This is a genomic window from Streptomyces sp. NPDC007945 (assembly GCF_042958885.1).
Lineage (GTDB): Bacteria > Actinomycetota > Actinomycetes > Streptomycetales > Streptomycetaceae > Streptomyces.
The window spans coordinates 547,800-562,488 of sequence record NZ_JBIBJV010000002.1; the positions used below are offsets into that span (position 1 = coordinate 547,800).

Sequence of the window (14,689 nt, forward strand, 5' to 3'; positions counted from 1 at the left end):
ACTCCGTTGGTCGGTATGTCAGTACGGTTGTTCTCCCCGTAACACTGCCACGCCCCTCCTCATTCCGAGACACCCGGTCCGATACGCGAGACGATTTCGTCCCAGTAGCCGGGCAGCGAGTGAAATGGGCTGTTCTGTCCCGGGGCCGCCACGCGGTCGGTGAAGAAGATCGTCCCGGCGCCCTGCCAGCGGGCGATCCGCAGCGCCTCGTCGAGGTGGGTGCGGGGCACCCCGTGGACGAAGTGGGCGAACCTGCCCTCCGGGTGGTCCGCGGTCCACTCGGCCACCTGCGACCAGCGGTAGTCCACCCAGGACCCGGAGAAGGTGACCAGCTGGTCGGCCGCCTCCGCGTAGCCGGGGTGGGGGTGGACGCCGTGGCCGAGGACGAGGTGGGCGTCGCCCCCGAGGAGCGCCGAGAGCGTCGAGGTGACCCTCCGCACTCCGGGCAGGTCCGTCCGGTCCGTGGGACAGCGGTCCAGGTAGAAGCCGCCGACGCGGTACCAGTCGAGGTGGCGCTGGGCCTGCGAGACGAGCTCCCCGAAGGGCCGCGAGCCGTGCGCCAGGTCCAGGTGCCCGAGCACGCGCACGCCCGCGTGCCGCAGCCGTCCGGCGGTCTCCAGGCAGTGCGGGTCGGGGCGGGAGCCGGGGCCGTCGGCGACGTTGAGCACCGCCCAGTGCACGGGCGTGCCGGGGCGGGTCAGCTCGGCCCACTCGACGGGGGCGAGCAGCGGGTGGGCGTAGCCGGGGGCGCCGACGCCGAGCGTCCGGACGGTGCCGGTCGCGGTGCCGGTGCGCGTCAGATGCGACACGCCGCCTCCATCCAGATGTCGGCGAGCGACTCCTCCAGGTTGATGCGGGGGCGCCAGCCGAGCCGGTCGCGGGCGGTGCGGACGTCGGCCTGCTGCCAGGGCCCGCAGCCGTCGGGGTACGGGAAGGGGGCCGCGGCCAGCTGTTCGGCGATGGTCGCCTCGGTGCGCGGGGCGCCGATGACGGGCCGCTGCGGGACGCCGTGCGGGGCGTCGACCTCGTGGAGGTTGCCGGCGTAGCCGGCGACCCGGGCGAGGACGGCGGCGGCGTCGCGGAGCCGGACGGCCCGTCCCGTCCCGATGTTGACGACGCCCTGGGCTGCGGAGAGGGAGGCGGCGTGGACGGCCCGGGCCACGTCCCGGACGTCGACGAAGTCCCGCTGCACGCCGAGGCCGCTGAGCTTGAGCTCGCCGTCCCCGGCCTGCATGGCGCGGCGCATGGCCTCGGCGAGCCGGCCGAGCGGGGAGCCGGCCGGGGTGCCGGGGCCGACGGGCGAGAAGACCCTCAGGACGACGGCGTCGAGGCCGGAGCCGAGGACCAGTTCGGTGGCGGCGAGCTTGGAGACGCCGTACGGGCCTCCCGGGCGCGGCACGGCGTCCTCGGCGGTGGAGGAGCCGGGCTGGCTGGGCCCGTACTCGGAGGCGCAGCCGACCTGGACGAGCCGGGCGCCGCAGCCGCTGCGGCGCAGCGCCTCGCAGACGGTGGCGACGGCGACGGTGTTGTGCCGGGTGAGGTCGCGGGCGCCGCCGCGGGTGGCGCCGGCGCAGTTGACGACCACGCCGGGGTGGACGGCGTCCAGGAAGCGGGTGAGCGCGCCGGGGCTGCCGGTGGCGAGGTCGAAGCGGACGTCGGCGTCGTCGCCGCGGCCGAGGGCGGTGAGGTGGACCGCCGGGTCGGCGAGCAGCCGGTCGGCGACGAAGCGGCCGATGAAGCCGTTGGCTCCGAGCAGTAGCACCCTCATCGTGCGGCCCCTTCGTGCCGACCGGCCGGTGCTGGGGAGTGAGGGGTCATGGTCTGGTTTCTCCTTGCGGGTGGTGAGTCGGGCCGCGCGCCCGCGGCGTCGGCTCCGCGGGTGCGACGGGTCAGGGGGTGGTGTGGGCGGAGGCCCGGGCGAGGACGCCGGTCGCGTGGGCCAGCAGGCCGAGCGCGGCGGCGCCGCAGACGAGCGCGGGGAGGGCGCCGGCGCCCCAGGCGTCGACGGCGGTCCGTACGGGGACGGCGAGCGCGTCGAAGCCGGGCAGCGGGAGCCGGGCGGCCAGCACGCTCGCGAGGCCGAGGGCTTCGGCGGCGCAGGCGGCGGCGAGTGCGGCGGCGGCGGTCTCGCCGTGTCCGTGGACGGCGAGCAGCCGGGCGGTCAGGAGGAGGGCGCCGAGGGCAAGTGCCCCGGCGCTGGGACCGGTGAGCACGAGCAGGGCGGCGAGGGCGGCGAGGTGCAGGAGCACGGCGGCCAGCAGCCACGCGCGCGTGGCGGTGGCGAAGTCGGCGAGGCCCCGGCTCTCGGCGATGCGCCGCCGGGCCCGGCCCGCGAAGAGGTGGGCGCACCAGGCGGCGGGAGCGACGGCGAGCGCGAGGCCGAGGAGCGGGGCGGGGTCGAGGCGCCAGGCTCCGTCGGGTCCGCCGCGGAGCACCTCCTCCAGGAGCCCGTCGCCGGCGACGGCGTACGCGAGCAGCCAGAGGGTCCAGACGCGGGCGGCGGGCGCGGTGGCGGGCGCGTGCAGGGGGCCGCGCCGGACGGCGAGCACGAGCGCGGCGGCGAGGCCGACCGCCCCGGCGGTCCCGGTGAGGAGGCGGGCGGCGCCGTCGAGGTGGAGCAGCGCGGGCACGAGCAGCGCGGCGGCGGCCCCGGGGGCGCACGCGGCGAGCGCCCAGGGGGCGCGGGGCGCCTCGGCGTCCTCGTCGTGCGGGGTCTCCCGGTGCACGCGCGGCACGCGCGCGTAGAGCTCCTCGGCGAGGGAGAAGACGTCCCGGTGCCGGTAGCGGGCGGCGGTCCGGTCGGTGAACCCCAGCGCTTCGAGTCCGGCGGCCACCTCCAGCGGGTCGATGGCCCGCTCGCACAGCTCCCGGTGCCGGTGCAGGAGCACCTTGACGGGATCCCCGCCACCGCGACGCGCCTTCCCGGCGGCCGCGGACGCGGGGACGGACACGGCGACGGGGGCGGGCGGCTCGCCCCAGGCCACCCCGGGCCCGGGCGCGACGGCACCGCCCGGCGCGGGAAGGGGTGCGGGGACGGGCTCCGGCTCGGGCACGGCCTTCGGGTCGGGCACGGCCTTCGGCTCGGGCACGGCCTTCGGCTCGGGTACGGATACGGCCTCCGGCTCGGCCACGGGGGTGGGCTCGGGGGCGGCCTCCGCGGCACCAGCCGCGGGCTCCGGCCCGGGCTCGGGCTCCGGCTCCGGCTCCGGTACGGCCTCCCGATCGGTTACGGTCTCCGGCTCGGGTACGGGCGTGCGCTTGGGGGCGGCCTTCCCGGCACCGGCCCCGGTCTCCGGCTCGGGCGCGGCCTCTGCGGCACCGCCCTCGGTCTCCCTTTCCGTCTCCACCTCGGCCGCGGGCACGCGCGGGTGCGGGGTCGGGCGGGGCGGACCGAAGGCGGAGAGGAGGTCGTCGAGAGCGGTCTCCCCGCCGGGGACGGGAGCGGGGTCCGCGTGGAGGTCGAGGGTGGGGAGCGCCCCGGCGGCCCCCCGGGCTATGCCGGACGGCGTGGGCATGGGTCCCGCATCCACCGCGGGAGCGCCGAGGAGTGCCTCGGAGCGGGCGTCCCAGGCTCCGGGGCTCGTCGGGGCGGCGGAGCCGCGCATGGGGGTGCCTCCTTCAGGCATCGGGGGCTCCAGTGCCCGCGGGGACGGCCTTCGGCGCCCAGCTGCCGGGGAGGTGGGCCTCGGCGGGGTGGGCGAAGGGCACGTCGGACCCGGCGTGGTGGCGGGCCGGCGCGTGGGAGAGGAGTTCCAGGTAGATGCCGCGGAACGCGGCGAGGTTCTGGTCGACCGTGAAGAGTTCGAGCGCGCGGGCGCGGGCGGCCGCGCCGAGCCGGTGCCGGCGCTCGGGGTCGCGCAGCAGCGCGAGGCACGCGTCGGCGAGCGCCCGGGGGTTGCGCGGGGGCACGACGAGCCCGGTCCCTCCGATGATCTCGACGACCGCGCCGACGTCGGTGGAGACGGTGGCGCGGGCGCAGAACATGGCCTCGACGAGGCTCGCGGGGAAGCCCTCCACGGTGCTGGAGAGGACGACGACGGCGGCGGAGGCGTAGACGTCCTCCAGGGTGGGCGCCTCGGGTCCGCCGAGTTCCTCGAAGGAGACGGGGTTCTCCCCGACGGCGTGGGCGCCGGCCGCCTCGTCGGGGAAGAGCTGCGCGGCGAGCGCGGCGCACTGCGCGAGGTAGGCGCAGTGGTCGGCCTCGCCCCGCTCGGCGGGGACGGAGACGATCCGCAGCCGGGTGTCGGGCTGCCGGGCGCGGACCTCGGCGAAGGCGTGGAGGAGGCCCACGAGGTCCTTGGCGGGCTCGACCCGGCCGATCCAGACGAGGGTGCCGGGCTCGCCGCTCTCCTCGTCCTCGCCGACCTCGGCGAAGCGCTCGGCGGGCATGCCGGGGTGGATGGTGCGGACCCGGTCCCGGTCGGCGCCGAGGCGCTCCTGCCAGCGGCGGGCGTGCGCGTTCCCGGGGGTGAGGAGGGCGGCCTCACGGTACGTCTCCCCGGCGAGGCGGCGGTGGAGGGCGGCCAGCAGGGTGCGCAGCGGGGTGGAGCGGTCGGCGGCGCCCCCGTCGAGGTAGTGGGAGCGCAGGCCGACGCCGTACTCGGTGACGAGGAGGGGGGTGCCGAAGAAGCGTTTGGCCAGGAGGCCGGGGAGGGCGACGGACCCGCCGGCGGTGGCGTGGCAGAGGTCGGCGGCGCCGAGGGCGGTCTCGTCGTACCAGTCGAGGGAGAGGGGACGCAGGGCCCGCTCCAGGTGGTCGGCGAAGGCGAGGTGGTCGCGGAGGCCGGCCGCGGCGGCGGCGCGGTGGGCGCCGGGCGCGCGGCAGGCGGCCTCCAGGAGGCGGACGGCCTCGTCGGAGCGGAGCGCGCCGGGTACTCCGCCGCTGTCGCGGGCGAGGTCGGCGAGGGCGCCGAGGCCGTCGGCGAAGGCCCGCGCGGGCCCGTCCTCCGCAGTGCCGGGGGCGGCCTCGGCGGTGAGGCCGGTGGCGAGGGCGTGGAAGCCCTCGGCGAAGCGGCGGCGGTCCCGGCGGCCGTAGGCGCGGCGGCCCGCGCGCTCGGGCGGGGCGGCCACGGGGGCGCCTTCGCCGGTGGCGGGGACGGGCCGGGTGTTGGGGGGCAGCGGGATGGCAGGGAGGGGGCCGCCGACGGCGTACACGTCGAAGTCGTGGGGGGCGAGGCCGCGGACGAGCCGCCGCCACCAGACCCCGGTGTCACCGGTGGCGCTCGGCGCGCCACCCTCCGTGAGCAGTCCGATCCGCACGAGTCCACACCCCCGGTCGTCGTCGACGGGGATTCCCGGGCCGGAAATCCCACAGCGGGATGAACGTAAGCGCAGCGGCCGGTGGTGCGACGGACGGTTGTCCGCCGCACCACCGGAAGGGGTGAATGCGCGTGACTTTCCGGGACCGGTCGCGTTCGCCCGGAGTACGTCACGGGGCGGGAAACCCGCCGGGAAACCGGGCGGGAAAGGCGAATTCCGCAGCGCGCGCGGGAGAGCCGGAATGGCGAAACGCCGACGGCCGGAGGCGGCGAATGCGCCCCCGGCCGAAATCACCCGACGGCGGGATCAACTCCCGGGATGCACCCAGGGGTTGGGCTTGCACCTGATTCCGTCGACATCCAGGGACTTCGTCTGCTGCTGCATCACCGGCGCCAGAGCGCCGGGGGTCCGGCACGACACGTGGTTGTGTCCGAGCCGGTGTCCGACCTCGTGGTTGATCAGCATCTGCCGGTACGCGTGCATCGCCTTCGGACCGAAGGTCTCCGATCCCTGCGCCCAGCGGAAGGCGTTGATCATCACGCGCTCGGTGGAGGCGGAGTCGCAGGAGACGTTGTCGATGGTGGTGTCGAGCCCCGACTTGGCGCACCAGGTGCCGGTGGTGCCGGGGCTGGCGAGGGTGATGACGAAGTCGGGCTGGCCGCTGGAGATCCGCTCGAAGGTCATGGCGCCCCGACCGGCCCAGCTGCGACTGTCGTTGAGCGTCTCCTGGACGGCCCGCGCGAACAGCTTGGCGTCGAGGTCGAGCCCCTTCTCGACGTCCACCCGGTAGCGGTACTTCCGCCCCGAACCCGGCGCCTTGTCGAGCCCGGCCACGGCCTCGAACTCACCGGAGCCGGTGAGGCGCGGATCGATCGGGAACTGACGGGTCATCAATTGCTCGTACGTGGGCGCGGCCTGCGTCACGGGGGCCGGGCTCGACGGCGCGAGGCGCTCGTCGGAGCGCGAGGCCGAACCGTCCGAGGCCCGCTCGGCGGGCTTCTGCGCGGCGTGCGCGGACGGCGCGCCTCCGTCGCCGTCGGCGACCTGTCCGGCCACGACGATGGCGAGGCAGGTGGTGACGGCGGCGGCCGCGATCCCGGTGAGCGCCCAGCCCTTGCCGCCGCGGCCCGCGACGGTCCCGGCCCCGGTATCGGCTTCGGCCTCGACCGGCGGGGCCGCGGGGGCCCTGCGGGGCCCGGGGATCACCGGAGCGGCGCCGGTGGCGGGCCCGTACCGTTCGGGCGCCGGGCGCCCGGTCTCCTCGTCCGCGGGGTGCCCCCCGCGGGCCGGAATGCCGTACGCGGGCGTGTCCGGAGCTCCGTGCCCGACCCCGCCGCGCCCCCGCGCCCCGCTTCCCGCCACCCCGTGCGCCGGAGCGCCCTGAGCACCGACACCGCGCCCGGGAGCACCGTGAGCCGGGGCCCCGTACGCGGGCGTGCCGTGCGCGGGCGTGCCGTGCGCGGGCGTGCCGTGCGCGGGGAACCCGTACGCGGGCGCCCCCTGGGGGCCGGCGCCGCGCGCGGAAGCGCCCTGGCCGGAGGCGCCGCGTCCGGGGGCGCCCTGAGGCGGGGCGCCCTGGGCGGGTGTGCCCTGGCCGTGGAAGGGGCCGTGGGTGCGGGCGGTGGCACGGGCCGCGGGGTACGGCTCCGGTGCGTCGGCGGCCCTGCGGCGGCGTCCCGTGCCGGCGCCGGGGTCCCCTGCGGGCGGGCGCCCGGCGTCTCCTGCCGGCGGGCGCCCGGTGTCCCCCGCGGGCGGGCGTCCGGTGTCCGCCGCCGGAGCGCGTCCGGCGTCCCCCGCCGGCGCCCGTCCCGTGTCGCCCGCCGTGGGCGCGGGCCCCTTGCGGCTATGTCGTCCCACCCCGGGTTCAGCTCCCGTCGTGCCGCGCGTCGTGGTCCGCGATCAGCTCCCGCGCGGCCGCGGCGACCGTCTCGGGGTACTCCATCATCGCCACGTGTCCGGCGTCGGGCAGGCTCAGCAGCCGCGAACCCCGGAAGGCCGCGGCGGCCCTGCGGGCCATCCGGTACGAGACGAGCCGGTCACGGCCGCCGTAGATCAGGAGGGTGGGCGCGAGGACCCGCTCCGCCTGCCGCCACAGGCCGTGCTGGCCGCCGAGCGTATAGGCGTCGACGATCCCGCGCGAGGACCTGGCCATGACGTCCCAGAAATAGGGGAGTTCGAGCCGGCGCTCCATCTCCTCGACGGCGTGCCGAAGGCCCTCGTCGGTGACCAGGCCCGGGTCCCCGTAACAGAGCGCGAGGACGCCGCGGACGCGTTGCTCGGCGGTCCAGTCGCGCGAGAGGCGGGCGAACAGCCCGGCGACGCCGGGGACGGCGAGCAGCGCCGTCGGCCAGGCGGTGCGCTGGGCGCGCAGCTCGGGCAGGGCCGGCGAGACGAGGGTCAGCGTCCTGACCAGGTCGGGCCGGACGGCGGCGACCCGGGTGGCGACGGCGCCGCCCAGCGAGTTGCCGAAGAGGTGGACCGGGCCGCGCCCGGAGGCGTCGAGCAGCCGGATGACGGCCCGGGCGTGCCCCGTGACCGAGTAGTTGCCGTCGTCGGGCGGCGGGGAGTCGCCGAAGCCGGGCAGGTCGACGGCCGCGCCGTCGACGACGTCGGCCAGGAGCGGCATCAGGGCGGACCAGTTCTGCGAGGAGCCGCCGAGGCCGTGCACGTAGAGGGCGGGCGGCAGGTCCTCGCGGACGCCGGGCCGGGAGCGCACGGTGAGGGTGAGGCCGGGGAGCGCGACGGAGCGGAGCTCCTCGCCCTCGGCGACCCGGACGGCGCGCCGGGGCGGCGACGCCGGAGCGGTGTCGGCGGACCGGGTTTCCGGCAGCTCGGTCGAGGACATGGCGCAATATTACGAGACGATCACGCGGGCCCGCGTGTGGGTGCGGTCACAAGCCGCCGGGCGCCCGCCCGCGGGGCCCGTCCACCTCCCCGCGGCGGCGGCTCGGGTGCGGACGGGCGCCACTCCTCCTACGCTCGGAGGTGGAGTTCATCCGCGTGGGCGGCCGCCCACGCGCGGGGAGGACGGGAAGGAACCCCATGACTGTCGATCCGTCCGAGCCGGACACGTTCCCCGAGGAGGAGGAAACCGTGCTCGACGAGGAAGTTCCGGAGGCCGACGCTGCCGAGCAGCAGACCGAACTGCGCCCGGGGGAGGACGAGCCGCTCAGTGACAGCACCCACGTGGCGGCGGACGAGGGCGACGCCTCCGAGCAGGCGCGCGTCGTCCCGCTGGACGAGGACGACTACCGCTGACGCGGTCCCTCGTCTCCGGCGGTCGCGCGGCAGCGGAAGAACCGCGACGCCGGCGCGCGACCGCCGAAGACCCGTGACGGCCGGAAGGGCCGGACCCTCATCGACATTCGATCGACGACTATCGTTGATTTGTTCGGTTTAATCTTGAATCGCCTGTCGACCCAGGCGTCCGGTCCGTGAAATTCTGCGTCCGCACCGCGCACACCCGGGTTACCCAAAAGTACGATGGCCGCGCGGCGCGTCAGCGCACTGGATCGAATTCTTGGGAGGCCGCGTGAGCGCCATCGAGCAGACAGAGGCAGCACGCCCTCGCGGTACGCGGCTGCCGCGCCGTGCCCGGCGGAACCAGCTGCTCGGCGCGGCCCAGGAGGTCTTCGTCGCCCAGGGCTACCACTCGGCGGCCATGGACGACATCGCCGAGCGGGCCGGGGTCAGCAAGCCGGTGCTGTACCAGCACTTCCCCGGCAAGCTGGAGCTCTACCTGGCCCTGCTCGACCAGCACTGCGAGTCCCTGCTCCAGTCCGTGCGCACGGCCCTCGCCTCCACCTCGGACAACAAGCTCCGGGTCGCGGCCACGATGGACGCCTACTTCGCCTACGTCGAGGACGAGGGCGGCGCCTTCCGGCTCGTCTTCGAGTCCGACCTCACCAACGAGCCGGCCGTGCGCGAGCGGGTCGACCGGGTGAGCCTCCAGTGCGCCGAGGCGATCTCCGAGGTCATCGCCGAGGACACGGGTCTGTCCAAGGACGAGTCGATGCTGCTCGCGGTGGGCCTCGGCGGGGTGTCGCAGGTCGTGGCCCGCTACTGGCTGTCCAGCGAGTCCCCGATCCCCCGCGACACGGCGGTCTCCCTGCTCACCTCGCTGGCGTGGCGCGGCATCGCGGGCTTCCCGCTGCACGCCGTGGAGGGCCAGCTGAGCGCCGAGGGCCACTGAGCGCCGCTTTGTTCCCGGGGGCTGTTCGCTCCTGGCGTGCCGCCGCTGAGCCGTGCGCGTCCCCTCACCGGGCTAATGTGTGCAGCGTACGGCGCGGGTTCATCGCGCATGGCTGACCGTTCGGAGGGACATAGCCGTGGAGGTCAAGATCGGCGTGCAGCACGCACCCCGGGAGATCGTTCTGGAGAGCGGGCAGTCCGCCGAGGACGTGGAGCGCGCCGTCGCCGACGCGCTGTCCGGCAAGGCACCGCTGCTCAGCCTGGAGGACGAGAAGGGCCGCCGGGTCCTCGTCCCGTCGGACAAGATCGCGTATGTCGAGCTGGGCGAGGCCGCGGTGCGCCGCGTGGGCTTCGGCACGCTCTGAGCCCCGGCTCGCGCCCCTGAGGCACCGAGGAGGCCCGGAAGGACACCCGTCCTTCCGGGCCTCCCCTCATGTGCGGCCCGCCCCGTCCTCGCGCGGACGCTCCGGGTGCCGCCGTCTCGCGCCCGCGCCCGCGCCCGGAACCGCCGCCTCCCGAACGCCCGGGAACGGCCGTCCCGCGCGTCCGTCCGGGTGGCGCCGAGGGCCCGCGCCGGGGGTGCTCCGGCCTCGGGTTCCGGCCGCGGCCGACGCGTGGACGGGGCCTCCCACCAGGGCGGCGGGAGGGTTGCGTTCCGGTGGCCCGGGGTAGGAACGGGCTGACCGCACCTGCCGCCCCGCACCCCTCGCGAGGTGATCCACCGTGTTCCTGGAAGCCCTGGGTTCCGCCCTGCTCGGACTCGCCCTGGCCTGGGCCGCCGCGCATCGCCTGCCCGACCGCCTCCCCGCCCGGAGGACCGTCCTCGTCACCGGTGCGCTCGGCGCCGTCTTCGGGGCGCTCGTCACCCACGGGGCGCTGGGCCCCGGTCACTTCCTCGCCACCCTCGTCGGGGCCGTCGCCGTGGCGGCGGTGCTCCTCTCGCTCCTGGTGCGCCCGGCCGCCCGCCGGCTGCGCCGATCATCCTCCGCCGCCTGCTGAGCGGGCGAGCGCGAACGGTCGCGTGGCCCGGACCCGGTCGGGTCCGGGCCACGCGGCCGTCGCACGAAGGGGTCAGGCCGCCAGGCCCAGCGCCGCCATCCGCTTGGTGTGCGCCTCGGTGATCCGGGAGAACATCCGGCCCACCTCCGCCAGGTCGAACCCGTCGGCGACCCCGCCGACGAGCATCGTGGAGAGCGCGTCCCGCTCCGCCACCACCCGCTGCGCCTGCGAGAGCGCCTCGCCCATCAGCCGGCGGGCCCACAGCGCGAGCCGGCCGCCGACGCGCGGGTCGGCGTCGATCGCCGCGCGGACCTTCTCCACGGCGAAGTTGCCGTGGCCGGTGTCGTCGAGCACCGCGAGGACCAGGGCGCGGGTGTCGGAGTCGAGGCGGGCCGCGACCTCGCGGTAGAAGTCGCTGGCGATCGAGTCGCCCACGTACGCCTTGACCAGACCCTCCAGCCAGTCCGACGGGGCGGTCTGGCGGTGGAAGTCGTCCAGCGCCTTCGCGAAGGGCTCCATCGCGGCGGTCGGCTCGGCCTCCACGGCGGCCAGCCGGTCGCGCAGCCGCTCGAAGTGGTGGAACTCCGCGGAGGCCATCTTCGCCAGCTCCGCCTTGTCCTCCAGGGACGGGGCGAGCTTGGCGTCCTCGGCGAGCCGCTCGAAGGCCGCGAGCTCGCCGTAGGCGAGGGCCCCGAGGAGGTCGATCACGGCGGCGCGGTACTGCGGCTCGGCGGAGGCCGTGGCCCAGTCCTCGGCGGCGATGCCGGTGGGGCTGGTGTCGGCGTCGGTCCCGTCGGCGGGCGTGGCGTTGTCAGGCGTCTCCATGCACGGCACAATAGCCCGCCCTCCGCACCCCGACCGGGCTGGTCAGTGAGTGTGACCGTGCCCTCATCGCCATTTCCCCCGACACACATGCGCGATTCCGGGGTACAGTGATATTGCGCCTGCCGAGTATGCGGACATGCTTTCGCACGTTCGGACGTATCCGGTGGGCCGACGCATGAATGAGGATGCCCGGTCGGTGGCCCGATCGGCTCCGGCCCGACAGCCCTTCCGGCGCCCTGCCGAAGGGTCCCTCAAGCGGTACGACGCTCGAGCGACGGCAGTGGTCCCGTGCCACCCGGCGGTGATCTTCCCCAGGATCCCGCGGGAAGAGCCCGGCACGATGAGACCCCCTTCGTTCGCCTCGCACCGCGTCTCACAGAAGAGGCAGCACCCTGACTACGTTCCGAGAGCTCGGAATCCTTCCCGAGACCGCCGAAGCGCTTGAAGCCGTCGGCATCGTGAATCCCTTCCCCATCCAGGAGATGACCCTTCCGGTCGCCCTCACCGGCACCGACGTCATCGGCCAGGCCAAGACCGGCACGGGCAAGACCCTCGGTTTCGGCCTGCCGATCCTGGAGCGCGTCACCGTCCCCGCCGACGTCGAGGCCGGCCGCGCCACGCCCGAGCAGCTGACCGAGGCCCCGCAGGCCCTCGTCGTCGTGCCGACCCGCGAGCTGTGCCAGCAGGTCACCAACGACCTCCTGACCGCCGGCAAGGTGCGCAACGTGCGCGTCCTCGCCATCTACGGCGGCCGGGCCTACGAACCGCAGGTCGAGGCGCTGCAGAAGGGCGTCGACGTCGTCGTCGGCACCCCCGGCCGCCTGCTCGACCTGGCGGGCCAGCGCAAGCTCGACCTGTCGCACGTCAAGACCCTCGTCCTCGACGAGGCAGACGAGATGCTCGACCTGGGCTTCCTGCCCGACGTCGAGAAGATCATCAACATGCTTCCGGCGAAGCGCCAGACCATGCTGTTCTCGGCCACCATGCCGGGCGCCGTCATCGGCCTGGCCCGCCGCTACATGTCGCGGCCCACGCACATCCGCGCCACCTCGCCCGACAACGAGGGCGTGACCCACGCGAACATCACGCAGCGCGTGTACCGGGCGCACAACATGGACAAGCCCGAGATGGTCGCGCGGATCCTCCAGGCCCGCGGCCGCGGACTCGCCATGATCTTCTGCCGCACGAAGCGCACGGCCGCCGACATCGCCGAGCAGCTCCAGCGGCGCGGCTTCGCCTCCGGCGCCGTCCACGGCGACCTCGGCCAGGGCGCCCGCGAGCAGGCGCTGCGCGCCTTCCGCAACGGCAAGGTCGACGTCCTCGTCTGCACCGACGTCGCCGCGCGCGGCATCGACGTCGAGGGCGTCACCCACGTCATCAACTACCAGACGCCCGAGGACGAGAAGACGTACCTGCACCGCACCGGCCGCACCGGCCGCGCGGGCAACACCGGTACGGCGATCACCCTGGTCGACTGGGACGACATCCCGCGCTGGCAGCTGATCAACAAGGCGCTGGAACTCGACTTCGCCGACCCGGTGGAGACGTACTCCAGCTCCCCGCACCTCTACGCCGAGCTCGACATCCCCGAGGGCACCAAGGGCATCCTGCCGCGCTCCGAGCGGACCCGCGCGGGTCTCGCCGCGGAGGAGCTGGAGGACCTGGGCGAGCCCGGCGGCCGTCGTGGCCGCGGCGGCCGCACCGAGGCCCCGGCCGAGGAGCGCCCCGACCGCACCCGCACCCCGCGCCAGCGCCGCCGCACCCGTGGTGGCACGGAGGCCGAGGCCGAGGCCGCGCAGGCGACCGCCGCCCCGGAGACCGCCGAGGCCCCCGAGGCCGTCGACGGCCCCCGCCGTCCGCGCCGCCGCCGCACCCGCGGCACCGGCCCGTCGACCGGTGGCATCCCGGTGGCCGGCGCCACCCCGGTGGTCCCCGCCGAGGCGCCCGCCGCGCCCGTCGAGACCCCGGCCACGCACGCCGAGGCTCCCGCCGAGCCCGTCACGCCCGTCGACACCCCCGCCGAGGAGTCGGCCGCCCCGCGCCGCCGCCGTGGCCGCGGAGGTCGTACGGAGACGGCCCAGGCCGTCGTCGAGACCCCCGCGGTCGAGAAGGCCGAGCCCGTCCGGGCCGCCGCTCCGGCCGCGCCCGTCGAGACCCCGGCCGAGGAGTCGGCCGCCCCGCGCCGCCGCCGTGGCCGCGGCGGTCGCACGGAGACCGCGGAGAGGGTGCAGGCGCCGGTCGCCAAGGCGGCTCCCGCCGCCCCCGCCGCCGCTCCGGCCCCGGCCTTCACGCCGCGCAAGCGGCGGGTCCGGCCGCGCGCCGAGGACACCGTGAGCTTCCAGACGGTGGAGACCGCCGCCGCCGAGCTGGCCGCCGCCCGCAAGCGGTCCGCCGCGGTGCCGGCCCAGGCCGTGGAGGCTCGCCCGGCGTCCCGCCCGGCCACCGCCCCGGTCAAGGCCGCCCCGGCCGCCGAGGCCCCGGCCCAGGCCGCTCCCGCCCAGGCCGCTCCGGCCGCCGTCCCGGCGCAGGCCGTGGCCGCGCCGCCGCGCGCCCGGCGCCGGGCGACCCGTCCGGCCACCACCCCGGGTGCCGTCGTCGAGGCGGCTCCGGCCGTCGTCGAGGCCCCCGAGGCGCCCGAGGCCCCGGTCGCGGATGAGTCGGCCGCGCGCCCGCGCCGCCGCGCCGTCCGCAAGGCGTCCAGCCCGGTGACGACCACGGCCCCCGCCGAGGCCGTCGTGGTCATCCCGGCCCCGGTGGCCGAGCGGACCCCGGCCGCGGCCCCCGCCGCCGACGTCGCCGCGCAGGCGGATGCCCCGAAGGCTCCGCGGAAGCGCGCCGCGGCCAAGAAGGCGGCTCCGGCCGCCACCGAGGCACCGGCCGCCGAGGAAGCCCCCAAGGCCCCCCGCAAGCGCGCCACCGCCAAGAAGGCCACCCCGGCCGCCGAGGCCGAGGCCACCGCCACCCCCGCCGAGGAGGCCCCCAAGGCTCCCCGGAAGCGCGCCGCCGCCAAGAAGGCGGCTCCGGCCGCCACCGAGGCACCGGCCGCCGAGGAAGCCCCCAAGGCCCCCCGCAAGCGCGCCACCGCCAAGAAGGCCACCCCGGCCGCCGAGGCCGAGGCCACCGCCACCCCCGCCGAGGAGGCCCCCAAGGCTCCCCGGAAGCGCGCCGCCAGGAAGACCGCCGCCGCCGTGGCGCCGGACGCGTCCGAGCCGCAGACCGCGACGACGACCCGTCGGCGCACGGTCAAGAAGGCCACGACCGAGGCCACCACCGAGGCCCCGGCCGAGGAGGCGCCCAAGGCGCCGCGCAAGCGCGCCGCGAAGAAGGCCGCCCCGGCCCAGCCGGAGGCGTGACGCTCCGCCCGGACCTCCGGGCATGACGGCGGCCCGGCCCCCACCAGGGGCCGGGCCGCCGT

General features: G+C 76.5%; 12 protein-coding genes. 5 read left to right on the forward strand and 7 right to left on the reverse strand.

The window, feature by feature from the left end:
• Positions 1-59 precede the first annotated feature (59 nt).
• The 6 genes from ACFZCF_RS07760 to ACFZCF_RS07785 all read right to left on the reverse strand — a co-directional run bounded on the left by ACFZCF_RS07760 (position 60) and on the right by ACFZCF_RS07785 (position 8,104).
• Positions 60-809, reverse strand: coding sequence for a spherulation-specific family 4 protein (locus ACFZCF_RS07760; RefSeq protein WP_388436647.1), 750 nt, complete (start codon positions 807-809; stop codon positions 60-62).
• Positions 797-1,768, reverse strand: coding sequence for an NAD(P)-dependent oxidoreductase (locus tag ACFZCF_RS07765; protein WP_030747407.1), 972 nt, complete (start codon positions 1,766-1,768; stop codon positions 797-799). Before ACFZCF_RS07765 ends, ACFZCF_RS07760 begins: the two co-directional genes overlap by 13 nt.
• Before the next feature lie 121 nt (positions 1,769-1,889).
• Positions 1,890-3,605 (reverse strand): hypothetical protein, encoded by a 1,716-nt coding sequence (locus tag ACFZCF_RS07770; protein ID WP_391285327.1) that lies wholly within the window; start codon positions 3,603-3,605, stop codon positions 1,890-1,892.
• A 13-nt stretch (positions 3,606-3,618) separates the two neighbouring features.
• Positions 3,619-5,259: a glycosyltransferase gene (locus tag ACFZCF_RS07775; RefSeq protein WP_391285329.1), complete on the reverse strand. Its 1,641-nt coding sequence runs from the start codon at positions 5,257-5,259 to the stop codon at positions 3,619-3,621.
• Between the two features lie 306 nt (positions 5,260-5,565).
• Entirely contained in the window at positions 5,566-6,465 is a 900-nt protein-coding gene (locus ACFZCF_RS07780) for a DUF3152 domain-containing protein (RefSeq protein WP_391285331.1), read from the reverse strand.
• 658 nt (positions 6,466-7,123) lie between these two features.
• A complete protein-coding gene (locus ACFZCF_RS07785) occupies positions 7,124-8,104 on the reverse strand; it encodes an alpha/beta fold hydrolase (protein WP_391285334.1) in 981 nt (326 codons plus the stop codon).
• Between the two features lie 197 nt (positions 8,105-8,301).
• Here ACFZCF_RS07785 and ACFZCF_RS07790 point away from each other — a divergent pair, with 197 nt between their 5' ends.
• The 4 genes from ACFZCF_RS07790 (at position 8,302) to ACFZCF_RS07805 (ending at position 10,449) form a co-directional block, all read left to right on the forward strand.
• On the forward strand, positions 8,302-8,517 hold the full coding sequence (locus tag ACFZCF_RS07790; protein WP_388436662.1) for a hypothetical protein: 216 nt from the start codon (positions 8,302-8,304) through the stop codon (positions 8,515-8,517).
• Between the two features lie 274 nt (positions 8,518-8,791).
• Positions 8,792-9,451: a TetR/AcrR family transcriptional regulator gene (locus ACFZCF_RS07795; RefSeq protein WP_360606004.1), complete on the forward strand. Its 660-nt coding sequence runs from the start codon at positions 8,792-8,794 to the stop codon at positions 9,449-9,451.
• Between the two features lie 136 nt (positions 9,452-9,587).
• Positions 9,588-9,815, forward strand: a complete 228-nt coding sequence (locus ACFZCF_RS07800) for a DUF3107 domain-containing protein (RefSeq protein ID WP_388436666.1) — start codon at positions 9,588-9,590, stop codon at positions 9,813-9,815.
• A 358-nt stretch (positions 9,816-10,173) separates the two neighbouring features.
• A complete protein-coding gene (locus ACFZCF_RS07805) occupies positions 10,174-10,449 on the forward strand; it encodes a hypothetical protein (RefSeq protein ID WP_388436669.1) in 276 nt (91 codons plus the stop codon).
• 72 nt (positions 10,450-10,521) lie between these two features.
• Here ACFZCF_RS07805 and ACFZCF_RS07810 read toward each other — a convergent pair whose 3' ends face one another.
• The gene (locus ACFZCF_RS07810; RefSeq protein ID WP_388436672.1) at positions 10,522-11,274 is read right to left on the reverse strand and encodes a ferritin-like fold-containing protein; all 753 of its coding nucleotides are present in this window, start codon (positions 11,272-11,274) and stop codon (positions 10,522-10,524) included.
• Positions 11,275-11,756: 482 nt separating this feature from the next.
• Between ACFZCF_RS07810 and ACFZCF_RS07815 the strand changes: the two genes are divergently transcribed.
• A complete protein-coding gene (locus ACFZCF_RS07815) occupies positions 11,757-14,627 on the forward strand; it encodes a DEAD/DEAH box helicase (RefSeq protein WP_391285988.1) in 2,871 nt (956 codons plus the stop codon).
• The last annotated feature ends 62 nt before the right edge of the window (positions 14,628-14,689 follow it).

Excerpts from the sequence above, each read along its gene's own strand:
- ACFZCF_RS07765 (WP_030747407.1), bottom strand. The coding sequence starts at position 1,768 with ATGAGGGTGCTACTGCTCGGAGCCAACGGCTTCATCGGCCGCTTCGTC.
- ACFZCF_RS07770 (WP_391285327.1), bottom strand. The coding sequence starts at position 3,605 with ATGCGCGGCTCCGCCGCCCCGACGAGCCCCGGAGCCTGGGACGCCCGC.
- ACFZCF_RS07785 (WP_391285334.1), bottom strand. The coding sequence starts at position 8,104 with ATGTCCTCGACCGAGCTGCCGGAAACCCGGTCCGCCGACACCGCTCCG.
- ACFZCF_RS07790 (WP_388436662.1), top strand. The coding sequence starts at position 8,302 with ATGACTGTCGATCCGTCCGAGCCGGACACGTTCCCCGAGGAGGAGGAA.
- ACFZCF_RS07810 (WP_388436672.1), bottom strand. The coding sequence starts at position 11,274 with ATGGAGACGCCTGACAACGCCACGCCCGCCGACGGGACCGACGCCGAC.
- ACFZCF_RS07815 (WP_391285988.1), top strand. The coding sequence starts at position 11,757 with ATGACCCTTCCGGTCGCCCTCACCGGCACCGACGTCATCGGCCAGGCC.